The sequence below is a fragment of the Nocardia noduli genome (assembly GCF_019038455.1).
Classification (GTDB): Bacteria; Actinomycetota; Actinomycetes; order Mycobacteriales; family Mycobacteriaceae; genus Nocardia; species Nocardia noduli.
Window position 1 is genome coordinate 182,285 of sequence record NZ_JAFMPL010000001.1, and the last position, 22,539, is coordinate 204,823.

Genomic DNA, 22,539 nt, shown 5'->3' on the forward strand with positions numbered 1-22,539 from the left:
GACCCTCGAGTGTCGGAGTGATCGAACCTCGCGTTCCTCATGACCCACACCCGGGTCGGCGCAGCAGCTCGCCGAACTCGTGCCGGTTGCTGTCCATCCCGGACTGCCTCTCGGTGGCTTCGGTCGACATCGCGGTGTGGCTCGTGGCCCGGATGAAAGCGGTCAGCGCGTTGGTCACGAACTCACGGGGCAGTAGCGCGGCAGGTTTCATCGTGGACTCGCCGTGGGAGACCTGACGTGAGGTCATCCAGGAGACGGAGGTGACACTGCGCCGTCGGGTTCTGCCGTACCAGCGCAGCGCTCGAGGAACGGTGCGCGGCGACGCGAGGGCTCGGCGCAGCACCATCGTGTCCAGCAGAGCCTGATTGGTGCCCTGGGCCAGCGTGGGCGGCATGGTGTGGGCCGCGTCGCCGAGCAGCGTGATTCGGCCTCGTCCCCAGTTGCGCGGTATCGGATGTCGGAAGTGCGGAAACGGGGATCTGCTCAGGTCGTCGTCGGTCAACGCCGCCAGCACCCGGTCCACCGGTCGTGACCAACCCTCGAAATGCGAACGGATGGTGTCGATCGGGGAGTCGGGTCGCACGAAATCGGGGGACCAGGGCAGGTCGAACCACCATTGGAGGTGACCGTTGCCCGCGGGCCAGAGGCCGAGGTTCCCGCCTTCGCCGATGATGATCACGGCGACGTCGCTGTCGGCGATATCGGGCAGCTCGACCAGCCCCTGCCAGCTGCACCAGCCGGTCGGCTCCGCGTCGTCGGCGTCCAGTACCGCGCGTACCGTCGAATGTCGCCCGTCCGCGCCGATCAGCAGGTCACCTTCTGCCGATGTGCCGTCCGCGAAGTCGACTCGCACGCCGTCGGGGCTGTCGGTCACGGCGACGGCGCGAGCATCGACGCGGATGCGATGGATCGGAAAGTCGTCCAGCAGTCGTTCGAGGAGTACCCGACGCGGAACCATGCGGGTGGGTGCTCCCAGTTCGGCGTTCAACGCGGTCACGTCGACCGTGGCGACGCGGTGTCCGGCGGCTGTCGACACATGTACCGCGGAGAGGAGTTGACCGGCTCCGGTCATGTCGACGCCGAGCTGGGTGAGTACTCGGGCGCCGTTGGGCCAGATGGTAATCGCTCCACCGGCGGCTCGTACCGCGGAGGCTTGCTCGAACACGGTGACATCGTGGCCGTCGCGCAACAACCCTCGGGCAGTGGCTATTCCGCCGATCCCGGCGCCGACTATCAGTACCCGCTGCGCGGATGCCGTTGGGACAATGCTGTTTCCAGGTCTCTCACCTGTTCTCGACTTCCACACCCCTCAACCACGCGCGAGCGGCCGGATCGGTTCATATGGGGTTCGAGCCGATAGTCGCGAGTCGGCGGCGGAGTGGATCGGACGCAGGCCGAGTCGCCGCCCGCGTACGGATTCCGGTGAAGTCCATGCTTCGGGGGCCGTAGAAAACGACGATCAGCCGCGGCGGGAGAGATCGTCTCCGAGCGCGGCGTGGGCGTCTTCGAGTGTCTCGCAGACGTGCAGCAGGTCCGTGAGGCCGGTGAGGCTCATGGGGCGCAGGGTGGCGGAGCTGTTGGCGACGACGACGAGTCGGTCGCGCTGGTTCGTAGGCCGCACGTATTCGGCCAAGACCGCGAGTCCGGCCGAGGCGAGGAAGGTCACGTTCGACAGGTCGACGACGACGCCGTCGGCCCCCTCGGCGGGGACGGCGCGCAATGCCTCTTCGATTCCGGCGTGCAGTCGGGGCGCGGTCAGCACGTCGATCTCACCGCTCACCCGGAGCACTCGCACGGCACCTATCGCTTCGACCGCTGATTCCATCTGCGTGCCGGACTGATGCGACGACACCACACCCTGCTGTTGTGGTTCATTGGAGGTCACGAGGCGAGTTTACATTGTATCCGTCGGCGAGACCTGGGCACGGCGAGGGCGGTGTGCGGTCCAGCCCTCGAGGCGGTCGATCAACGCTTCGAGGGCGTCTTCGAATTCCGCGGCACTGTGATCCTGGGACAGCATCGGTTGAAGCCGACGCAGGTTCGGATAGTCCGACAGGTCCCGTGCGGGGACGGTCGCGGACTCGTGGACGGCCGCGGTGTCGTGGGGTGCGCGGGCAGCGACCTCGAGCAGGAGTTGGCCGAACAGGAATGTCGTGTAGGTCCGGTATGCCGCGACGGCGGCCTCGTCATCGAATCCATAGGACAATATCGTGTTCAGGAAGGTTTCCGTCCATCGCAGACTGCGTAGTGATGGCGGCACCCACGGAGCTTGCGGCGGGTGGGGTTCCTGTGGGAACAGTTCCGAGTGGTTCAGGGCGACCTGACGCACGCCGTGTGCCAGGCGCACCAGGAAGTCCTGCCAGTTGTCCGAGCGCGATGCTTCGACGAGGCATCTGCCGATCGCGTCATCGGGCTCGGCGTCACGCCTGTCGACGGAACCCTGACCGCACATTCGACACAATGTAGCTGGCAGCGTTTACCTTGTAAACTGAGCAGATCAGGTGTGACATTTCCGGATTTCCACACCGCGGCGCAGTCGGTCGCTTCCGTGCGTCCGGAGGGTCGGGGCGTCGCCGATGAACGATGCTTGCCCCGTTTCCTACGGCGTTGCCAGTTGGGTCACCTGTGATCGTTGAAATACTCTGACCGTGGTCTTGCTTCAACGCGCGCAGTGAGGAGATGTCCTGGTGGACGATCATCACGACGGTCGTGTCGAGGATCCGGCGACGCGGCCGGGCTCTCGCGAACCACGGTCGGGTGAGCGCCACGAATCGCGTGCGCCGTTGAGCCGCCGTCTGATCTTGGAATTGGCGATCGACCTCGTGGATCAGGAAGGCCTGCGCAAACTGACCATGCGCAGACTCGGCTCGGCGTGCGGCGTCGAAGCGATGGCCCTGTATCGATACGTGCACAGCCGCGAGGATCTGCTCAGCGGCATGGTCGACCTCCTGGTCGACGATCTACACGCCGATCAACTCGCGGCCCGACGTCAAGAGGACGGCTGGCAGGACTTCCTGGTGCGCTTGGCGCACGGCGTGCGTCAGATCGCGCTGGACCACCCCGAGTTGTTTCCGCTGGCGGCGACTCGCCCCCCGGAAGCACCGTGGGTGCGGCCCCCGTTGCGAAGTCTGCGGTGGATGGAGACTTTCCTGGAAACGATGCTCTCCTACGGGTTCGACGACGAGGCCGCCGTCGCGGCCTATCGCTCCTACACGACATTCCTGCTGGGGCAACTTCTGCTCGAGGTCGCGGCCCGAACCTCGCAAGAGACCGTTGCGACGGAATCGGTGGCCTCTCCTGTACGGGAGTTGTCGGACTATCCGAACCTGCATCGGCTGCAAACGTTGTTGTCGCAGGACCACAGTGCCGCTGAATTCGAAGACGCCCTCGAGGCGCTGTTGGACCGGCTCGAGCGTCAGGTCGACGTCCAGTAGAGGACCCCCTTTCCCTGGGTGCCGCTCACCAACGAAATGGGCGGTGATCCCCGCACACCGTCGCGCGACGCCCTCTGCGCCGTGCTCGGGACCGATACGCCTGCCCGATCGAACGATCAGGCCGCAGCGGAACCTCCGGCGGATAGCCTCGAACGGTGACCGACCCGCGCCCGCCCGCCGAATCCGCATCACTGACTATGGCACGTCAATTCCTCGGTCGCACAGTCGATCTCACCATCGACCGGCCTTACGGAAGTCGTCACCCCACCTGCGGATTCCTCTACACCGTGAACTACGGATTCGTTCCCGGCACGCTCGCGCCCGACGGCGAGGAACTCGATGCCTACTTTCTCGGCCCCACCGAGCCCATGACCTCCGCAACCGGAACATGCGTCGCGATCGTCCACCGTCTACACGACGATGACGACAAGCTGATCGTCGTCCCGTCCGACGGCCTCCACCTCGATGACTCGGCGATCGCCATCGCGGTCGAGTTCCAAGAGGAACCCGGGCACTACGTCATCGTCCGGTCCTGACCGGTCGGCCCGCGCCGGTAATCGTTACGGATCGGAATGCCCGCTCACTACGGTTCGTCGCGTTGGGGCAAGATGGGTTTCTCGTCGGCGGAACCACCTTGCTGAATCCGCCGCCCTCGCGCGAGTTCGGCGTCGAATTGGGCGCCGAGCAGGATGGCGATGTTGGTGAGCCACAACCAGACCAGGAACACGACCGCCCCGGCGAGAGATCCGTAGACCTTGTTGTATGTGCCGAAATGTGTTGCATAGAAAGCAAATCCGGACGATGCGGCGATCCACAGCAGGACGGCGAGCGAGCTACCCGGTGTGAGCCAGTGGAACCCGAGCTGGCGAGCGTTCGGTGCGGCCCAATACAGCAGGGCGAAGGCCAGATTGACCAGGATTGCCATCACCGGCCACTTCACGATTCCCCAGACCGTCACACCGACCGATCCGAAACCCATCCATTGCCCGACGGTTTCCGCGATCTGGCCGCTGACCACGACCCCGACCGTGCATATCGCGACCAACAGCACGATGACGGCGGTCAGAACGATCTGCAAGGGAACGGTTTTCCAGAGCGGGCGGCCTTCCTCGGTGTCGTAGATCGAATTGACCGCGCGCACGAACGCCCCGATGTAGCCCGAGGCCGTCCACAGTGCGGTCGCGATGCCGATGATCGCGATCGGACCGGCCAGCGAGCGTGAACGCTGAAGTTCTTCGAGGACCTGCACGATCACCGAATTGTCGCCGTCGCCGACCTGGGTGATGGTGTCGATCAAGGACTGGGTCGCCTCGGGTCCCGCCAAACCCAGCAGCGCCGACAGCACGATGGTCCCGGGAAACAGTGAGATGACGCTGTAGTAGGTCAACGCCGCGGCCCAATCGGTGAGATTGTCGCCCCAGAGCTCGGAGACGGTGCGGCGCAACACTCCCCACCAGATAGGGCGGTGCAGTGCCCAAGGACCTCTGATTCGCCGGTGCCGAACAACCGGATCTGCCGTGATATCCGACATCGACCAACCTCCCGCTCACACCGGCAGATACCCGGCGAATACCAGGCGAAACGGCTGAAAAGGGAGGTTGCTCTCGCGGCTCGGCGTGTCGGCAGCGACCCGCCCGCAGACACGGGGACGAGAGGGGAAGGGTCCTTAAATGGTTTGCGCCCGATCTCGCGTGCGGGGATGCTCGGCCGAACAGTCATCGAGAGGAACGTGAAATGGCCGCAGCCGGCACGCCGTCCGAGTCCGAGCCGCAGGTCCGCACGGCGGCCGGTGTGTTGCGCGGTCGCCGGGAGGCGGGACTGGCGGTCTTCCGCGGCATCCCGTTCGCCGAGCCGCCGGTAGGCGACCTGCGTTTCGCCGCGCCCCGGCCGGTTCGAGGCTGGGAGGGGGTGCGACCCGCCGTCGCCTACGGCCCGCCGCCTCCGCAGTCCGCGGTACTCGCGGTGGCCGACAGCACGGCCGGAGACGACTGGCTGACGGTCAATGTCTGGACGCCGGAACCGGATTCGGCCTCCGGACTTCCGGTGATGGTGTGGATTCCCGGCGGCGGTTACGCCATCGGCAACTCCGGCCTGCCGGATTACGACGCCGGACACCTGGCCGCGACCGGAACCGTGGTCGTGACCCTCAACTACCGTCTCGGTATCGAGGGGTTCGCCCAGATCGATGGTGCCCCGGCCAACCGTGGACTGCTCGACCAGGTCGCGGCCCTGGAGTGGGTGCGCGACAACATTCGGGTGTTCGGCGGCGACCCCGACCGGGTGACGGTCTTCGGACAGTCCGCAGGGGCCGGATCGGTCGCCGCGCTGCTCGTCATGCCGCGCGCCACCGGGCTCTTCCGTCGCGCGATCGCGCAAAGTGTGCCGGGGACGTTCTTCTCTCCCGAGCTGGCCACCGACCTCACCGCGGCCTTCGCCACCGAACTCGGCGTGGCTCCCACGGTGTCGGGGCTGTCGGAGGTGCCACCGGACCTGCTGCCCGCCGCGGGCGACGAGGTTTTCGCCAAGATGGACCGGTGGCGGGAGCGCTGGGGGCAGATCACCCTCCGGCCGATTCCGTACGCACCGGTCATCGACGGTGACGTGCTGCCCACGACCCCCTGGCAGGGGCTGGCCGACGGCGCCGCCCGCGACGTCGAGCTTCTCGTCGGACACACGCGCCACGAGCACCGGCTGTTCAGCCTGATCGACGGTGTGCTCGGCCAGGTCACCCCCGAACAAACAGAGACCGCGCTGCACGTTCTCACCGCGGGCCCGGATGGTGCGCGGCGGTATCGCGAGGCGTTCCCGGACGCCGACGACGAGGAACTCTACGAACTGGTCAACGCCGACTGGCTGTTCCGCATGCCCAGCGTCGCGCTCGCCGACGCCCGGATCGCGGGCAGCGGCCGGGTCCACCTCTACGAGCTGACCTGGACCGCCCCCGGCATGGACGGCGCTCTGGGTGCCTGCCACGGTCTGGATGTGCCGCTGGTCTTCGGCAACCTGGACAGTGGGCGGACCGCCATGCTGATCGGTGATCCGCCCCCGCCGGAGGCTGCGGAACTCTCGGCGCGCATACGCGGGTCGTGGACGGCATTCGCCGCGCACGGCGACCCGGGCTGGCCCGCGTACGACGCCGATCAGCGCCTCACCCAGATCTTCGACACGCCGTCGACGGTCACCGCCTACCCGGAGGAGACCTCGCGGCTGCTGTGGCGGGATTTCGCCTTCCCGGCGCTGCCGCTGCACGCGCGGTGAAATCTCGCCCGCGGGCTAGATCGACGATGTGGCTCTGCCTCGGTGTTCGACCACTCTCGTACGGAGGCCGAATACGACGTGCGCGTTCGAGCTGCGCCGACGCCCCGAGCGTGGCCAGGGGACGCGATCGTCGCCAGGTACCGTTGTGCGGTGAACCCAGCTGATGCGCGTCGCCTGAAAGACGGTGATCTCGAGACCCGCGAGGAAAATCTGCGGCTGCTACTCGTGCGGGCTGGTGACGGGGACACATCCGCCGAGGAAGCGCTGCGCGCGCTCGTGCGCGATTATCCCGACTACCACCGGTCGCTCTATAGTCGCGCGTTGAACCGGGCCGAGGTCTTCGGCGACGACACACTGAAGGCGCCCCTGCTCGCATCCCTCGGCGACACTCGGTACAACTGCCAGGCGTGGGCGGCGATGGGCTGCGCGGCGCTCGGCTTCCGCGAGGCGGTTCCCGGCTTGGTCGCGATGCTGGACCACTCACAACAGATGGCCCGCGACCAAGCGGTGATCGCGCTGGGCACCCTCGGCGACGAATCGGTCGTCCCCGCACTCACACCCCTGCTGCACGACTCGATCGCGGGAATGCGCGAACGCACCGCCGAGGCCCTCGGCATGATCGGCGGCGATGCGGCCCTGGCCGCACTATGGGACGAATTCGAGAACCGCAAGTACTTCCGCATCGGCTATATCGCCAGCGCGCTGTCCCAATTCGCCCCCGACGTGATCCCCAGGTTGTGCGCGGCCGCCGAGAGCGACGACCCCGACCAGCGATACTGGGCGGCTGTCGCACTCGGATCGACCGGCGACGATCGTGCGGTGCCGACACTGGAACGGCTGATGGCCAACGACCGGGGCTCGACGGTCTTCGACGGCATGGTGAGCGTGGCCGCGAAGAAGGGCCTGCGCACGCTACGGCGAATCCAAGCCGCGATCGCAGCGCGCGAATCCTGATACGCGGCTGCCGTTGCTGTAGTTGCCCGTGGTGGTGAAATGTCACTGGGATGGAAGAGACGATCGAGACTTCGGTCCTCGAAGAGATAGGCCGGGTTGATCCCGAGCCGATTCGCGAGCACTGGATGGTTGTTGCGGACAAACGCTATCCGCCGAAGCAGGTGTACCAACTGATCACCGGATTGCCACGATCGGCGTACACATCGCATCGAGCCCTCAGGGAGCTGCGCAGGTTGGGGCTGCGGACCAGTAGCTATACGCCGCAGCGGACTGCGGATGTTCACGCCGAAGACGCCGACAGGTCCAGTGGCAGTGCTGAACTGGCAGAGTCGTTCGCGACGTTGTTGCGGTTTCTCACCGACCGCGACCTGACAGCCCACCTCGCCGCCGCGGAGTCCGCGCTCGACCGTGCTGGATCGGAAACGAGTCGTGAGGTGGTCACCGAGTACGGATTCAGCGACGACCTGCTCGATGCCGCACTGGCCGTGCGCGCACATGTCGGGCGCCTCAGCGACGTCATCCATGCGACGGTTATCGCCCGTGTGCTACCGGCCATTCTGGAACCGGGAGAGATCGTCGTCCGCCGTCCGTCCCTGGGAGCGGGAAATGATCCCTCGCGTCCGTTCGATCTGGAAACCGACCGTCGAATAGCCGAATTCAAAGTCGCACAATGGAAAGGCGCCGACACCATGCGCAAACGAGGTGTCGTCGCCGATCTAGTCCACCTGGCACTCGATGAAAGCGGTCGGCGCGCTCAGCTGTTCGTCGTCGGTGCGCTGCCCGGCAGGTTTCTCACGACATCCACATCGACAATCGAGTGGGCGCTCGCCCGATCGTCCCCTCATGCCAGGGCACGATTCGCGGAACGCTTCGGGCCCGCCACCGATTTCACCATCGCGGAGTTCACTCGCGTTCACGGCGCCCACATCGAGCTCGTCGACCTGGCGACACTCGTCCCGTCGTTGACACTTCCGCCGGAGCTGATCTGACCTCGACAACGCCTTCGCTCGACGTGAAATCCCCGCAGGCATTTCGTGGTACCGCGCGACGCGGTTCGGGTACGGATCGGGAGGGGGACTTCGGCGACAGCGCTCCTCGCTGATCCGATGTCAGGTCCTGGGCCTGTCTCTCGTTCGGCAGACGGGAACGGGTGTGAGATTCAGACGCTGGGTGGTAGGCCTCGCTTGGTCTTGGGGCTGCTGAACACCAGATTCGTGGTGACATGGCCGAAAGTGACCAGCCGGTCGGCCAATGATTCGAGGTCGGTCATCGACTGGGCGACGACCTCGAGCAGGAAGCAGTCGTCTCCGGTCAGGTGATGCGCTTCGAGGATCTGAGCGGTGTTGTCGAGAAACTCGTGGAAACCCTTTCCCGTGCCGACGGTGAGGCGTAGGCGGATGAACGCGGTGAGGGGGTAGCCGAGGGCGGCGGGGTCGATGATCGCTGTATAACCTTGCAGGACACCGAATTCGGTCAGCCGCCGCACACGCTCGGCGGTCGAGGACGGCGACATCGCGACCGCGCGCCCGAGGTCGGCGATGCTGATGCGCCCGTCCTGCTGAAGCTGTTGCAGAATCGCATTGTCGGTGGAATCGAGAGATGGCCGTTGATTCGATGACACCGATCCGATGGTACCGGTGTTCCAACGGCAAATGGCGATATTCTCCGTTGATCAGTGGTTCATGAAGCGGGTTCCCGGCGCGACGATAGTGTCATGAACAACGCCCCCGCGCGTCGCGCTGAACTCGCGCTTGCCGCGAGTTTTCTGTCCGCCTTGATGTTCGGGCTGGAGATATCCAGCGTTCCTGTAGTCCTGCCGCTGGTCGGCGACCTTCTGAACGCAGAGTTCACCGATCTGCAGTGGATCATGAACGCGTACACGATCGCAGGCGTCGTCGTCCTGGTCGCGGCGGGTGTATTGGCTGATCGCTATGGTCGTCGCCGCGTATTCCTCACTGCTGTCACCGTTTTCGGGATAGCGTCGGCGCTGTGCGGATTGGCGCCGCAGGTTCCGGTTCTCATCGGTGGACGGTCGCTACAGGGTGTGGCCGGCGGGGCGATGATGATCTGCGGCCTGGCTATTCTGTCGCAGCAATTCCGCGAAGGACGCCCACGTGCTCGGGCCTTCGGGATATGGGGGATCGGTCTCGGCTTCGGACTCGGCTTCGGTCCGATCATCGGTGCCGGGCTGGTCGCTGTGGCGGGGTGGCGATGGGTATTTCTCGTGCATGTCCTGCTCGCCGCGCTCACTCTCGTGCTGATCGCCTTCGGGGTTCGGGAATCCCGTGAGGCCGCCCGGGGCTACCTCGACATCCCCGGCATGGTGACACTGAGCGTCGCGCTGTTCGCCCTCGTCTTCTACATCACCCAGGGGCCGACCGTAGGGTTCGCCAGCCCGCTCGGAATTGCGGTGCTGTGCTGTGCCGCAGCAGGATTCATCGCATTCATCCTCATCGAGCTGCACGTCGACCGGCCGATGGTTCCGTTGACGTTGTTCGGCATCCGACCGTTTCGTGGCGCACTACTGGGCGCGGTGGGCATGAACTTCAGTTTCTGGCCGCTGATCGTCTATCTCCCCATCTACCTCGAACGCGGACTCGGCTACGACGTCGCTACCGCATCCGCCGTGCTCCTGGCCTACACCTTGCCCACCTTCGTGCTCCCGCCCTCGGCCGAGCGACTCGCACTCCGCTTCGGAGCGCGCACGATGATTCCGATCGGCTCGGCCGTCATCGGCGCGGGGCTTTTCCTGCTCTACCTGGGAAGTGCGGTGAGCCAACCGAGTTGGATGACCATCCTGCCCGGGGCGCTGGTCGCGGGAGCCGGGCTGGGACTGACCAATACGCCGGTCACCAACACCACCACCGCCTCGGTTCCCGAGTCACGTGCCGGAACGGCCTCGGGAATCGACATGACCGCACGACTGACCTTCTTGGCGATCAACATCGCGATCATGGGATCGGTGCTCATGACCGGCATCACCGCCGGCCTGCGCGCAAACCTGCCCGGCCTGTCCGAGGATCGACTCCGGGATCTCGCTACGCAGGTGGCGAACAACGAGGACCCGGCACCGCTGATGGATACCGCCGGAGAACTTCCCGTCGGTGAACCGAGCCACAGTTGGATGACGAGCGCCGTCACCCAGGGTTTCGGCCTGGCCACGCTCTACGGTGCTATCGCGGTCGCAGCACTCGCGGTCGCGAGCTGGGCTGCCTTCGCGGAGTCGTTCTCGGCTGGGCGGCGGCGACCACGGCTGAACTTGCTACGTCGACAATCCGTTCGCGAGCAGTCCCGAATAGATTAGCCCGCTGATCTGCGAGGGACCCGTCCCCGGCGCCATGTTCGCGTTGGTCGCCGTCCGGACGCGGAGGCAACCGGAATTCACGCTATCGCGACACTCGCTGGGTCGGGTGATCACCGATCGCGCGGCGTGTACCACCGCGTATTCCAGTGAGGTTCAGGGTTCCCGGTAGAGGTCGGCGCGGTGGGACAGGCGTTCGGTGAACGAGGATTCCCACGCCTGTTCCTCGGTTTCGTCGACCACCACGGGAATGCGTCGAGAACGTGAAGGTGATCTCTGGTGTCGAACCTCGGCCACAGCGGGCCCCGACTGCTGAGCCAAAAGTTTTGTGTTCCAACCGATGTAGGCCTGCACGGTCATTCCCGCACAGTCCGCGGCATCTTGCAGAAGCCGCCAGTCGTTTTCGTCGATCGTCACGGTGACTGTGACGTCCCTGATCGCCATACCCCACACTAGTCACGCTTCGCGAACCGCGCGCTGGGTTACACGCCGACAAATCCGAGTTCGTCGTGCGCCATTCGTGGAGGGCCCGGGTTCGGTCGACTCGCCGGTGTGGTCGGCCACGCCGCGAATCCGAGCGTGCTCACCGTGTCGAATTCGATCGAGAACAATATTTCGTTCGTGAACATGTACGTCAGTGAATTCGCTGATGTCGACGGCTCCGGGGTCTTGCGTGGCTCTGAATCCGGGCTGTCCCCGTCGGGCCGATGTTGGATGGAATCGGTTGGCGGGCTGTGTGCTTCGTCGATAAGCCCCGCTTCCTCGGCTTCTGCTACTCGACGTGTTCCGCGGCGGTGATCATGTCACGCGAGGCATGCCAGAGCCGGGATGCGTGCCGAGGGTCGAGCGCGTAGGCGGCAACGCCTCGTCGGATGCCGGGCTGATGCGGGACGGCTTGGTTGCAGTCTTCGAAGTAGGTTCCGGTGACGGCCCGGACGAGTGGGGACGCGGCGAGCAGGACCGAGGTCGCGGCGCCTTGTTCGACGGTTTTCCAGGATACGTCGGTGCTGGTGGGGTCGAACGACGCCGGGGCAGAGGCGATGTCGCCGATGTGACGGGCGAGGTTGGTTGCGGTGATCCGTCCGGGGTTGAGGGCGTTGACGGTGATCGCGTCGGTGGCCCAGCGCCGTGCGGCTTCGACGGTGAACAGGATGTTCGCGGTCTTGGATTGGCCGTAGGCCGTCCACGGATCGTAGAGGCGGTGGGTGAAGTGGATGTCGTCGAAGTCGATGTCGCTGTTGAGATGTCCGACGGAGCTGACCACGACGACGCGGGCGTTCCCGGCCGCCGCCAATGCGTCGTGCAGTCCGGTGACCAGGGCGAAGTGGCCGAGGTGGTTGGTGGCGAACTGGAGTTCCCAGCCCCGGGGTGTGCGGGTTTCCGGTGGTGCCATGATGCCCGCGTTGGCGACGAGGATATGGAGTGGGCCGTTCCACGCGGTGACGAAGTCGGTGACCGACGCGGGGTCGGCGAGGTCGATGTGGGCGTATCGGATGTTCGGGTTGACGGTGTCTTCGGCGATGTCGGCGGCGACGCGTGCGCCGGCTTTCGGGTCTCGGGCCGCCAGGGTCACGTCGGCGCCCGCGCTTGCCAGCGCGCGGGCGGTTTCGACGCCGATGCCGGACGCGCCGCCGGTGACGATGGCGCGTCGCCCGGTCAGGTCGATGCCTTCGATGACCTCGGCTGCGGTGGATCGGGCCCCGAACGGGGTGGTGACGAGAGTGCTGTTCATTGCGAACCTTTCGACACGTACAGTAACCGGAGCTGACTCCGTTTACTCGTCCACTGTAAGCGGAGATGGCTCCGCTTACAACCGCTGTGCATGGGGAGACGTGATGACCGATCGTTCGGGACGGCCACTGCGAGCGGACGCGCGCCAGAATCATCAGCGACTGCTCGAGGTCGCCGCGGCGGCGTTTGCCCGAGAGGGGACGGGGGCTTCGCTCAAGGCGATAGCCGAGGAGGCGGGTGTCGGTATCGGGACCCTCTACCGGCGGTTTCCGACCCGCGAAGCGCTGGTAGAGGCGGTGTACGGCAACGAGATCGCTCGGTTGTGCGGGTCGGCGGAAGTGTTGGCCGCCGAGCTTTCGGCAGTGCGGGCTTTGCGTGCCTGGATGGGGCAGTTCTTGGATTTCATGGCCGCCAAACACGGGATGGCGGACGCCCTACGGGTCGTTCTGGCCGCCGACGACGACCGTATGCGCACCCGCGGACTACTACGAGACGCGCTCGCGACCCTGCTCGATGCCGGACGCGCCGACATCACGATCCGCTCCGGCGTGGACGCCTATGACCTGCTCATGAGTTTGGGCGGGATCGCCCTGATCACCGAGAGTGTTCGGCAGGAGGGTCTCGCGCCACGCCTACTGGATTTGCTCATCGACGGCGTGCGGCCGAACCGACCTGAGGGTGGCTTTGCGGGGAGTGCCCAGCCGAGCTGAGGGCATCGCAGGCGGCATAGGAACAGGTCGCGGAAAGTGCTGCGGTACTGCTGAGTTCAGTTGTTCTGTCGTCTTTGGAGGGCCCGGCGACGCGCTGCGGCCGCGCGGCGGTGCAAAGGTGCCGTTTCAGGTGATGCCGTGTCGGAGGGCTTGGTGTGCGGCGGTGGCGATGTTTTCGGTCCAGGGTTGTCCGTGGCCGGGTAGGACGAGGTCGGCGTCGATGGTGGCGAGTCGTTGCAGTGAGGTGGTCGCGGTGTGGCTGTCGTGGGTGAAGGCGCGGCAGATGGCTGTGGGGCCGTGGTGGTGGCCGACGGCGTCGTGGGTGACGAGGGTGTCGCCGGTGAAGATGATGCCGTGTTCGGGCAGGAGGAAGCTGCTGCTTCCGGGGGTGTGGCCGGGTGTGTGCAAGGCGATCGGTTGTCCGGGCACGTCGATGTGCTGCCCGTCGTGGAAGGTGTGTGTCGCGGTGACGGGTGGCACGGTTGCCATGCCGAGGCGCAGCAGGTGTAGTGGGGTTCGGGCTGAGGTGGGGTGGCGTAGGAGGTAGGGCAGTAGTGGGCGTTCGGGGCGGGCGTGGCGTCGCAGTGCGCGTGGGTGGGCGGCCAGGTCGGTGTCGGCGCGGTGGATCCAGGTGCTGGCGCCGCTCAGTTGGTGGATGCGGGTGGCGAGTCCCAGGTGGTCGGGGTGGGCGTGGGTGATCAGGATCGCGGTGATGTCGGTGGGGCTGTATCGCAGTGATTTCAGGGCGGCGGTGAACGCGGGCCAGTGGCCGGGTAGCCCGGTGTCGATGAGGGTGAGTCCGTCGGGGGTGGTGACGAGCCAGAAGTTGACGTGGTCGTCGCCGAGTCGGTGTATGTGGGAGGGCAGTGGGGTCATCGCGGCAGCCCTGCCGTTCCGGTGGTCAGGTGGCGGATATCGGCGGCGTCGGCGGCGAGTTCAGGGCCGAACAGCGCGCCCGGTGTCCATGCCCCCGCGATTGTCGCGAGATCGCTGTCGAGCAGCCTGAGGGTCAGTGTCGCCGCGATCGCCGCGGTCGCTTCGGCGCCGCGACCGAGGGCGACCGTTCGGGTGAATGTTTCTGTCGCGGTGTCGATTTCGATGTGAACATAGGAGGTGGGTGTCGGAGCGGCGGGGCGGTTGCCGGGGGCGGCGAAGTAGGCGGTCACCTCGGGCGCGGCGGTGAGGCGGTGGGCGACGTCGAGGTCGGCGGTCGGTGCGGGCAGCACGGTCCAGTCATGGCCGCCGAAGGTGATGTGGATCTGTCCGGAGCCGAATGGTGAGGAACTCAGGGTGCCGTCGACGTATCGGGTGGCGCCGTGTGCGATGGCCTGGGTGACGGTGGCCTGTACCGCGGGACTCAGGGTTTCGGCTGCGGGCGCGCACACCACGCGTACCGCGCGAGGGGTGGTGGTGAGGGTGGGCAGTAGTTGCCGGAGAAGGGATTCGGAGATGGCCGGACCGAATCCCGCGCCGGTCACCAGGGGGACGCCGGCGGCCCGGGCGTCGTCGTCGAGTTCGAGTAGTTCGTGGACGGCGGTGAATTCGTTGGCGATATCGATGTAGGGGACACCGGATCGTAGACAGGCGCGCACCAGTGCGGAGGTGGTTCCGGTGAAAGGGCCGGCAGCGTTCACCACCGCCGCGGCCGATAGCACCGCGCGGTCGGGGTCGGTGAGGTCGAAATCGGTGACGGCGGTGGCGGCCAAGGTGTGGGCCAGGTCTTGCAGCGGTGTGATGCGGCGGGCGGCCAGGGTGAGTGGTATGCCCGCCGCGGCGAGGTTGCGGCTGATCAGTGTGCCGCTGACGCCGGTGGCGCCGATGACGAGAACCCTGCGATCGGTGGTGTTCATAAGGGTCGTGCTCGCTTTCGTGTCCAGGAGAGGTGTGGAGGAAGTCGATCCGGCCGTTGGTCGTCGCGCTCCTCTCGTCGGGGTTGACGGGGTCGGTCGATCCGATTCGTATTCGGTGAGAGGACAATCAATGTTGTTTAAATCAGTGATACAACATCAATGTGTTGTCATTGATACGCTGGGTGGGGCCACTCGTCAACCCGGCCGCCGAGGAAGGACCGTCGATGACCCTGCGAACCGAGATCGAAAGATCCGATGGCGTCCCCGCTTCGGTCGATGAGCTCCGCTATCTGGTGCTGGCCGCGCAGCGGCACGGCAGCCGCACTCTGGCCGCAGGTCTGCGCGAACACAACCTCACGCCCGCGCAAACCGAGGTCTTGGAGGTTCTCGCGGAGAGTGGGCCGCTCACCCTCGTCGACCTGGGCCGGTCGCTGGTGTGTGAGGCGGGTAGCCCCAGTCGGTTGGTCGACACTCTTGTCCAGCGCGGCCTGGTGACCCGTGACCGGGGCACCCACGACCGCCGCATCGTCACGCTCGCGCTCACCGCGGACGGCAGGAAGGCGGTGAACGCCGTCGACGGTATGGGGGAACTCCGCTCACATGTCACCGACCGACTGACAGCCGATGAGGTCGACCAGCTCGCCACGCTGTTGCGCAAGCTGCTCGTCGGCACCCCGGCGTCGACCGCGTTGGCTACACGTTTCGCTCGGGAGCAAGAGGTGGCCCCCGGCTCGGGCCGCTCGTCGCCTACGCGCGGCCCGAAGGCGGGACCAAAGAACCCGACATCGAAGTCGACCGTCATCCCGACGCCGCCGCATCGAGGTCATGACCGGAAACCGTAGCGGCAGAAGGGAACAGAAGCAGATGATCGATACCGTCGGCGGATGACGGCTTCCGTCACGGCGCCATCGACGCGCGGCCGCTCCCTGTCGGCTATTCGAGGAGTTGGTGATCGGACCGGAACCGATCGTCGGAATCCTCGCAGGCGTCGCGTGGATCAGTGCCGGGGGTGTAGGGCCGATTCTTCGGTGTAGGTGTAGGCCACACGCCGGGCCTGGCGGATGAGTTCGGGCAGACGTGGGTGCGTCGCGGTGGCGGGGTAGGCCAGTCCGAAGCCGATGGTCGGCGCGTCGGGCACTGCGACGGCGACGACGTGGTCACCGAGACGTGTTGTCACATCGCGGCTGGCCAACACCGAGCGCCCCTCGAGGCGGATCAGGTCGACGATCTCGTCCAGGGATATCTGCGGGCAGTCGACCATGTGGCCGGGCAGTCGCCGGACTTGTTCGACGCCGAGTGTGGAATAGCTTGCCAGCGGGTGGTTTTCCGGCAGCAGGACGACCGCCGGTTGATCGACGAGTTGATCGACGGCCATATTCGCGGGAGCCTGGGACAGGCAGAGCAGCGCGATATCGGCTGCCCCGGACAGGACCGCCGCGCCGGGATCTCGTTCGAGGATCACGCGCAGCCGAAGGGGATCGGGCAGTCGGGCGGCGCGTTCCAGAATGTCGTGCAGCAGTCCGGAACCGGTGGCCGGGCGGGCCGCGATCACCAACTCGCGCCGCCGATCGGCGGCACCGGTCCGATCGATCAGCGCCTGTAGTTCTTTCAGGATGGTCTGCGCGTCGGCGACGAACTCGGCCCCCGTCGCGGTGAGCGTGACCGAGCGGCTGGTGCGTGCGAACAGCGCGGCTCCCAGTCGACGCTCCAGGCGCGCGATCGCCCGGGACAGCGGTGGTTGAGCGATCCCGAGACGGGCGGCGGCGCGGGTGAAGTTGAGTTCCTCGGACAAGGCGATCGCGTACTCGAGGTCCCTGATCTCCAGATCCATACCCACAGGGTATAGGTCCGAGACGAAACGGGGCATAGCTCCCGGCCGCGCGACGCGGTGAACTCGACGATATGAACGCAACCATCTCGAATCCCGATGCTCTCACCCCGACATCCCACCGTCTCGTCTCGGAGGTCTTCGCCCGATACGTGCGCGCCGCAGACCACCGCGACCCGGACGCCATGGAATCGGTCTTCTGGGAAAGCGCCACGGTGGCCGTCTACTACCGGGGTGAGGGTCAGTCACAACTGCTCGCAGAACTCACCGGCGCGGCGACGATCGCGACCGCCGTCACCACGGCGATGGCACCCCATCCGGTCCGGAGTTGGAGCCATCACACCACCATGAACCCGCTGGTTTCCGTCGCCGGGGAACAGGCACGATTCGACGCCCAGTTCATCGTCTACAACGCCGCGGGCGCGGCACGCCCCGATTCCGGCTGGCCCGCGGACGCGCTCGGCGCCCAAGGCGTCATCACACCGATCGAGTGCGGATATCTGAAGGCGGATCTACGATTCCGCGATCGTGAATGGCGGATTTCGCACCTGAGAATCGAACACGATCTGCCCTACGCGTTCCCGGCACGGTGAACCGGATGCTGGCAGTCCGCCTGGTGGATCCCTCCGCTACCGACCCGCGTCTCGCTGTCTCCGTCACCGACGGGCCGGAATCATTGGTCCCGGTGGGCTGGACCACCGTGCGTATGCGGGCGGCCACCATCAACGCGAGCGATTTCGCGATGATGCGTGGCCACGGCGCCGACCCGACCAGACTTCCGACAGTTCTCGGTTCCGACGGTGCGGGTATCGACGCCGACGGCAACGAAGTGATCGTCTACCCCGTTGTCACCGACCCGACGCGCACCGTCGGGGACCCGATGCTCGACCCTGGACTGCGGATGCTGTCCCAGGGTATCGACGGCACCTTCGCCGAAACCGTGCATGTACCGGTCGCGAATCTGGTGCCCAAACCCGCTGTGCTGTCATGGGAATCGGCGGCATCGCTGGGAACCGCATGGCTCACCGCCTACCGCGCGTTGTTCACTCGCGCGCAGATCAGGCCCGGGGAAACGGTTCTCGTCCATGGCGCCGGTGGGGGAGTGGCCACCGCGACGATCGTGCTCGCCCGTGCCGCGGGTGCGCGGGTATGGGTGAGTTCCCGCAGCGCCGCTCGAGGCGCCCGCGCGGTCGCGCAGTTGGGTGCGGAGGCGGCCTTCGAACCCGGAGCGCCCGTGCCCGCACCGGTCGACGCTGTCGTGGACTGCGTCGGCGGCGACTCGGTCGGCCACGCGCTGACATCGCTGCGGGCGGGCGGACGCGTGGTCAGCGTCGGCGTCGCCGGTGGACACCCGACCGCGTACCTCGACCTCACACAGATTTTCACGCGGTCGCTGTCGGTGCTGGGCACCGCCATGGGATCGGCCGCCGAACTGAGGCTCTTGGCGAACCTGTGCGCTACCGCGGATCTCGAGATACCCATCGATTCGGTCTGGCCGCTGAAGCGAGCCCATGCCGCGTTCGACCACGTGCGCACCGGTGACGCTTTCGGAAAGGTCGTCCTACGTTGCGATTGAGCGCGATTGGGGCGGAGGCGTGGTCCGGGCTCGGGTTGTGCAGTGCCCGCGTCCGGGTGTCATCGGCGTGCCGATGTGTCGGCGTCGAATTCGTTTCGCGCGGCTTCGATCTCGTCGTCGTGGTCGGTGGCCCACTGGGCCAGGGCTGTGACCACGGTGCGCAGGCTGTCGCCGAGGGCGGTGAGCCGGTATTCGATGCGCGGTGGGAACTCCGCGTAGGCGGTGCGGGTCAGCAGGCCGTCACGTTGCAGGTGACGCAAGGTGAGGGTGAGCATTCGTTGCGAGATTCCGGGAACGCGCTGGTACAGCTCGCCGAACCGCAACGGCCCCGACATCGCGAGAATCCCGATGACCAGCACCGACCACTTGTCACCGACCCGGTCCAGCGTCTCGCGGATGGTCCGGCCGTTGTCGGGCCACGCCGCACACGGATGCATCGGAGGGGCGGCGACCAGATCGGGCAGGGGGTGCGTTTCTGACATGAAAGTGCCTTTTGTCGGCGTGCGTTCTTCTCGCTAGCGTGCATTACATACAAATCGTAACCAATGAGGAGCGCCATGACTTCCACCCCTGCCGCCATCGCCGTCGTCGGCGCTGGCCCCGGCCTGGGCGCCGCGATCGCCCGTCGTTTCGGGACCGCCGGTCATCCCGTGGCCCTGATATCACGCAACCGCGCCAAACTCGACCCGATCGCGGCTGCCCTACGCGAGGAGGGGATCACCGTCGAGGCCTTTCCCGCCGATGTCACCGACGAAGAAGGACTGACCGCCGCCTTGGCCGCGGCCGGTGGTCGCCTCGGCCGTATCGGCGTGTTGTCCTACAGCCCCAACGCCACGTGGGACTACACCGGTGGACAGATGCCCGATCCCGCCGCGCTCGGGTACACCAGTGCTCGGGACACCACCGCGCTATCGGCGCGGACGCAGTTCGCAGTCGGAGTCGAGGGCGCGCTCACCGCCGCGCGAGCGGTGCTGCCCGCCATGCGCGGCGCCGGTGACGGCGCGTTGATGTTCACCACCGGCATGTCCGCGATCGTCCCACTGGCGATGATGGGCAACGCGGGCATCGCTGCGGCCGGACTCCGTAACTGGGCGAGCGCGGTCCGCGACGACCTCGCCGAGGACGGCATCTACATCGGACACGTCTGCATCGGTCTGCCGATCGCCCCGGGCGCCGGGGACGGTGATCCGGACGCGATCGCCGACCGCTGGTACCGGCTCACCCGGAGTCGCGATACTTTCGAAACGACCATCGGCTTCTGACCAGACGACACCGCCGTCCGTGCCGGTTCGGCGCGGGGCGCAGCCGGTCGGACCGTGTGGTCAGGAGTGGGTGGCGTCGATCGCGGTGACGGCGCGGACGAGAAGCGATCCGAGCAGTTCGACCTCGGGCAGGGGCAGAGCGGTGAACGGGTGCAGGCAGAGGTTGAACGCGGTGCGGCCGTGTTCGTCGAAGAGGGGGGCGGCGATCGCGCCGATGTAGTACTTCTCGGCCGGGTCGCTCGGGCTGCCGAGGCCGGGGCTCGTGGTGAGTTCGAGGATGACCTCGTCGATGCGGGTGCGTACGGATTCGGAGAGCGCGCCGGTCTGCATGCGGGTCATCGCGGGGATGGCGGTGGCCATGTCGGGGCTGAGGTGTTCGATGCTGTATCCGCGCTCGCGAGTTGTCTCCAATTGTTGCTCCATGCGCGCCCGGTGGGTGGCGGTGGTGATTCCGCTGCGCTCGAGCCAGTCTCGACGTTCGTGTTCGGGTTCCCATGCCGCGTAGGCCGGCCCGAACGGGGCTTCGAAGGGAATCGTGTCCCCGGCGGCGAAGGTCCAGCCGGGTGCGGCGGCGGGTACGAACGCGCGGACGACGAGCGTGTCCTCGAGTCGTTCGGATACCGACGCCGCGTAGCCGGTTTCGGTGGCGGCCGCGTGTGCGGCGGCGTGCGCGGCGTGCACTGTGTGCCGGGTCGGGTCGGCCGACCCGACCAGTCGCAGTAGTGCGGCGCCCAGCGCGTAGGTCTTGTCGATCGGGTCGCGTGAGATCCATCCGACGGCGGTGAGTTCGGCCAGGATCGCGTGTGCGGTCGCTTGATTGAGACCGAGGACGTTGACCACGTCGTTGAGCCTCGGCGGTCGGTCGTGCCGTTCGGCGAGCAGCGCCACGACCTCGACCACGCGCCGGGTCGGTGGTGACGACGCGGGCACCGGCAACTCCTGACCATCGGCGAACGAACTTCGCGAAGACTACAACGACGCTCCCGGTCCGGTGCCTGTGGCGACCGGATGCGGGGGCACACGCGTGCTCCGAGCAACCGGCCGGGGGATTGACCCGGACCGCGAACTTCCCTACATTCTTCGAATATACAACTTCGAAAGTTGAATATTCGATCCTGGGTGAATCGGAGTGGAGGAGCGGCATGGGCTACGCGGACCCGGAACCGCCGGATCTACCCTGCCCACCCTCGCGCGGCGCACATGGTCCGTTGCGATACCTCACGGGGCCTTTCGGCCGACAGGAGTAGATCACCATGACGTCACAGAGTCATCCGGCTGCGGACGAGTCGGACACCGAGGTCGCCGTAATCACCGGCGGTGCTTCGGGTTTCGGGCTCGCACTGGCCGATCAGTGCGCGGGGCGAGGGATGCGGGTCGCGCTGCTCGACATCGATGTCGACCGTGCGCGCGCCGAAGCCGAGACCCTGTCCGCGCGACACGGCATCGCGGTGACCGCCATCGAGATGGACACGTCGAGTTCGGCTTCGGTCGACGCGGCGGCCGCGTCCGTCGTCGATCGGTACGGGCGGGCCGACCTCGTCGTGTCCAACGTCGGGGTGCAACTGTTCGGCGCGGTCGAACGACTCACCGATCAGGAATGGCAGTGGGTGCTCGACGTCAACGTCGTCGGATCCGCCCGAACCGCGCGGGCCTTCCTGCCACTGCTGCGCAGCGCGCCGAACGGCCGTCTGGCCTTCACGGCATCGTCATCGGTCCTGGATCCGGCCGGGAGACTCGGTCTCTACCAGGCCAGCAAATTCGCCGTGTGGGGTCTGGCGGAGACCCTGCGGCTGGAACTGGCGGATCAGATCACGGTCTCGGTCATCTTCCCGTCCGGAATGGCGTCGCGGCACCTGGAATCGAGCGCGGCCGTGCAGCCTGCCGAGTTGCGTCGCCCGATCGGCGAGCCCGCCGATTTCGAGGCGATGGCGGCATCGAACCCCGGGATGGTGCGCGCGCCCGCATCTCCCGAGCAGGCCGCGTCCAATATCGTCGACGAGGTGCTGGCCGGGGCCCGCTACATCATCACCCACGGCGACCTCGATGTCGCCGTGCGGGAACGGTCGGCGCTACTCCAGGACGCCGCCCAGCGCGCGCTGTCCAGGACATCCACCGCCGAGTCGACTCGGCACTAGCCACGGTCTGCCGGGGCAGCGCTCATCGCGCACAATCCCGTACCGATCACCCTGGAAGGGAACGAATTATGGATGACTACGAGGCGATCCGTCAGCTGAAGGCGCGATACTTCCGCACGATGGACACCAAGGACTGGGCCGGTATGCGGGCGCTGTTCACCGACGACGTCGTCATCGACTCCAGTGAATCCGGTGGTTCGCTGGTGGCCGGTGCCGACGAGTTCATGACCTTCCTCACCGCGGCGCTGGACGGCGTCGTCACGGTGCACCACGGTCACACTCCAGAGATCGAGCTGATCTCGGAGACCACCGCTCGCGGTATCTGGGCAATGGAGGACAACCTGCGCTGGCCCAACGGCACCGAACTGCGCGGATACGGCCACTACCACGAGTCGTACCGCAAAGTCGGCGACCACTGGTTGATCGAAAGGTCGAAACTGACCCGGCTGCGAATGGATTCGACCACGCCGTAGGTCCATTCACGAACCGCAGGTCGGTGG

24 protein-coding genes and 1 pseudogene are annotated in these 22,539 nt (G+C 66.5%); 13 read left to right on the forward strand and 12 right to left on the reverse strand.

What is annotated here, in order from left to right; all coding sequences use genetic code 11:
• Window positions 1-37: 37 nt before the first annotated feature.
• From JZ792_RS00930 to JZ792_RS00940, 3 genes and pseudogenes are all read right to left on the reverse strand, one after another.
• The gene (locus JZ792_RS00930) at window positions 38-1,267 is read right to left on the reverse strand and encodes an FAD-dependent oxidoreductase (RefSeq protein ID WP_308165108.1); all 1,230 of its coding nucleotides are present in this window, start codon (window positions 1,265-1,267) and stop codon (window positions 38-40) included.
• 192 nt (window positions 1,268-1,459) lie between these two features.
• Window positions 1,460-1,885, reverse strand: coding sequence for an STAS domain-containing protein (locus JZ792_RS00935; protein ID WP_216905691.1), 426 nt, complete (start codon window positions 1,883-1,885; stop codon window positions 1,460-1,462).
• 9 nt (window positions 1,886-1,894) lie between these two features.
• Window positions 1,895-2,389: pseudogene (locus JZ792_RS00940) on the reverse strand (TetR/AcrR family transcriptional regulator C-terminal domain-containing protein); the annotation flags it as partial.
• Between the two features lie 298 nt (window positions 2,390-2,687).
• On the opposite strand from JZ792_RS00940, the gene JZ792_RS00945 reads away from it, so the two are divergent.
• Together JZ792_RS00945 and JZ792_RS00950 are read left to right on the forward strand one after the other, a co-directional pair.
• Entirely contained in the window at window positions 2,688-3,434 is a 747-nt protein-coding gene (locus tag JZ792_RS00945) for a TetR/AcrR family transcriptional regulator (protein WP_216905695.1), read from the forward strand.
• Window positions 3,435-3,589: 155 nt separating this feature from the next.
• Window positions 3,590-3,970: an inorganic diphosphatase gene (locus JZ792_RS00950; RefSeq protein ID WP_216905697.1), complete on the forward strand. Its 381-nt coding sequence runs from the start codon at window positions 3,590-3,592 to the stop codon at window positions 3,968-3,970.
• A 47-nt stretch (window positions 3,971-4,017) separates the two neighbouring features.
• On the opposite strand, the gene JZ792_RS00955 is transcribed toward JZ792_RS00950, so the two are convergent.
• Entirely contained in the window at window positions 4,018-4,881 is an 864-nt protein-coding gene (locus tag JZ792_RS00955; RefSeq protein ID WP_308165094.1) for a YihY/virulence factor BrkB family protein, read from the reverse strand.
• Window positions 4,882-5,168: 287 nt separating this feature from the next.
• Between JZ792_RS00955 and JZ792_RS00960 the strand changes: the two genes are divergently transcribed.
• The 3 genes from JZ792_RS00960 (at window position 5,169) to JZ792_RS00970 (ending at window position 8,635) form a co-directional block, all read left to right on the forward strand.
• Window positions 5,169-6,692, forward strand: a complete 1,524-nt coding sequence (locus JZ792_RS00960) for a carboxylesterase/lipase family protein (protein WP_216905701.1) — start codon at window positions 5,169-5,171, stop codon at window positions 6,690-6,692.
• A 150-nt stretch (window positions 6,693-6,842) separates the two neighbouring features.
• Entirely contained in the window at window positions 6,843-7,646 is an 804-nt protein-coding gene (locus JZ792_RS41710; RefSeq protein ID WP_216905703.1) for a HEAT repeat domain-containing protein, read from the forward strand.
• 50 nt (window positions 7,647-7,696) lie between these two features.
• A complete protein-coding gene (locus JZ792_RS00970) occupies window positions 7,697-8,635 on the forward strand; it encodes a hypothetical protein (RefSeq protein ID WP_216905705.1) in 939 nt (312 codons plus the stop codon).
• Window positions 8,636-8,805: 170 nt separating this feature from the next.
• Here the strand turns inward: JZ792_RS00970 and JZ792_RS00975 are convergent, their stop codons facing one another.
• Window positions 8,806-9,267, reverse strand: coding sequence for an Lrp/AsnC family transcriptional regulator (locus JZ792_RS00975; RefSeq protein WP_216905707.1), 462 nt, complete (start codon window positions 9,265-9,267; stop codon window positions 8,806-8,808).
• A gap of 93 nt (window positions 9,268-9,360) precedes the next feature.
• Between JZ792_RS00975 and JZ792_RS00980 the strand changes: the two genes are divergently transcribed.
• Window positions 9,361-10,950 (forward strand): MFS transporter, encoded by a 1,590-nt coding sequence (locus JZ792_RS00980; RefSeq protein ID WP_216905709.1) that lies wholly within the window; start codon window positions 9,361-9,363, stop codon window positions 10,948-10,950.
• Window positions 10,951-11,103: 153 nt separating this feature from the next.
• Here JZ792_RS00980 and JZ792_RS00985 read toward each other — a convergent pair whose 3' ends face one another.
• Entirely contained in the window at window positions 11,104-11,364 is a 261-nt protein-coding gene (locus JZ792_RS00985) for a hypothetical protein (RefSeq protein WP_216905711.1), read from the reverse strand.
• A gap of 355 nt (window positions 11,365-11,719) precedes the next feature.
• Window positions 11,720-12,679 carry an SDR family NAD(P)-dependent oxidoreductase gene (locus tag JZ792_RS00990; protein ID WP_216905713.1) on the reverse strand — a complete coding sequence of 320 codons (960 nt, stop codon included), beginning with the start codon at window positions 12,677-12,679 and terminating at the stop codon, window positions 11,720-11,722.
• 103 nt (window positions 12,680-12,782) lie between these two features.
• On the opposite strand from JZ792_RS00990, the gene JZ792_RS00995 reads away from it, so the two are divergent.
• On the forward strand, window positions 12,783-13,388 hold the full coding sequence (locus JZ792_RS00995) for a TetR/AcrR family transcriptional regulator (protein WP_216905715.1): 606 nt from the start codon (window positions 12,783-12,785) through the stop codon (window positions 13,386-13,388).
• 126 nt (window positions 13,389-13,514) lie between these two features.
• Here the strand turns inward: JZ792_RS00995 and JZ792_RS01000 are convergent, their stop codons facing one another.
• On the reverse strand, window positions 13,515-14,264 hold the full coding sequence (locus JZ792_RS01000) for an MBL fold metallo-hydrolase (protein WP_216905717.1): 750 nt from the start codon (window positions 14,262-14,264) through the stop codon (window positions 13,515-13,517).
• Complete coding sequence (locus JZ792_RS01005) at window positions 14,261-15,238, reverse strand: saccharopine dehydrogenase NADP-binding domain-containing protein (protein ID WP_216905719.1); 978 nt, start codon at window positions 15,236-15,238, stop codon at window positions 14,261-14,263. The genes JZ792_RS01000 and JZ792_RS01005 overlap by 4 nt, the downstream gene beginning before the upstream one ends.
• Before the next feature lie 224 nt (window positions 15,239-15,462).
• Here JZ792_RS01005 and JZ792_RS01010 point away from each other — a divergent pair, with 224 nt between their 5' ends.
• Entirely contained in the window at window positions 15,463-16,080 is a 618-nt protein-coding gene (locus JZ792_RS01010; RefSeq protein WP_216905721.1) for a MarR family winged helix-turn-helix transcriptional regulator, read from the forward strand.
• Between the two features lie 155 nt (window positions 16,081-16,235).
• On the opposite strand, the gene JZ792_RS01015 is transcribed toward JZ792_RS01010, so the two are convergent.
• Window positions 16,236-17,069 carry a LysR family transcriptional regulator gene (locus JZ792_RS01015; RefSeq protein WP_216905723.1) on the reverse strand — a complete coding sequence of 278 codons (834 nt, stop codon included), beginning with the start codon at window positions 17,067-17,069 and terminating at the stop codon, window positions 16,236-16,238.
• A gap of 71 nt (window positions 17,070-17,140) precedes the next feature.
• Between JZ792_RS01015 and JZ792_RS01020 the strand changes: the two genes are divergently transcribed.
• Both JZ792_RS01020 and JZ792_RS01025 read left to right on the forward strand, forming a co-directional pair.
• Entirely contained in the window at window positions 17,141-17,659 is a 519-nt protein-coding gene (locus JZ792_RS01020; RefSeq protein WP_254189081.1) for a nuclear transport factor 2 family protein, read from the forward strand.
• A gap of 5 nt (window positions 17,660-17,664) precedes the next feature.
• A complete protein-coding gene (locus tag JZ792_RS01025) occupies window positions 17,665-18,642 on the forward strand; it encodes a zinc-binding dehydrogenase (protein ID WP_216905725.1) in 978 nt (325 codons plus the stop codon).
• 59 nt (window positions 18,643-18,701) lie between these two features.
• On the opposite strand, the gene JZ792_RS01030 is transcribed toward JZ792_RS01025, so the two are convergent.
• Window positions 18,702-19,079: a winged helix-turn-helix transcriptional regulator gene (locus tag JZ792_RS01030; protein WP_216906130.1), complete on the reverse strand. Its 378-nt coding sequence runs from the start codon at window positions 19,077-19,079 to the stop codon at window positions 18,702-18,704.
• Between the two features lie 120 nt (window positions 19,080-19,199).
• On the opposite strand from JZ792_RS01030, the gene JZ792_RS01035 reads away from it, so the two are divergent.
• Complete coding sequence (locus tag JZ792_RS01035) at window positions 19,200-19,904, forward strand: SDR family NAD(P)-dependent oxidoreductase (protein ID WP_216905727.1); 705 nt, start codon at window positions 19,200-19,202, stop codon at window positions 19,902-19,904.
• 60 nt (window positions 19,905-19,964) lie between these two features.
• On the opposite strand, the gene JZ792_RS01040 is transcribed toward JZ792_RS01035, so the two are convergent.
• Window positions 19,965-20,834, reverse strand: a complete 870-nt coding sequence (locus JZ792_RS01040) for a helix-turn-helix domain-containing protein (RefSeq protein ID WP_216905729.1) — start codon at window positions 20,832-20,834, stop codon at window positions 19,965-19,967.
• 323 nt (window positions 20,835-21,157) lie between these two features.
• Between JZ792_RS01040 and JZ792_RS01045 the strand changes: the two genes are divergently transcribed.
• Both JZ792_RS01045 and JZ792_RS01050 read left to right on the forward strand, forming a co-directional pair.
• Entirely contained in the window at window positions 21,158-22,039 is an 882-nt protein-coding gene (locus JZ792_RS01045; protein ID WP_216905731.1) for an SDR family NAD(P)-dependent oxidoreductase, read from the forward strand.
• Between the two features lie 68 nt (window positions 22,040-22,107).
• Window positions 22,108-22,512, forward strand: a complete 405-nt coding sequence (locus JZ792_RS01050) for a nuclear transport factor 2 family protein (protein WP_216905733.1) — start codon at window positions 22,108-22,110, stop codon at window positions 22,510-22,512.
• The last annotated feature ends 27 nt before the right edge of the window (window positions 22,513-22,539 follow it).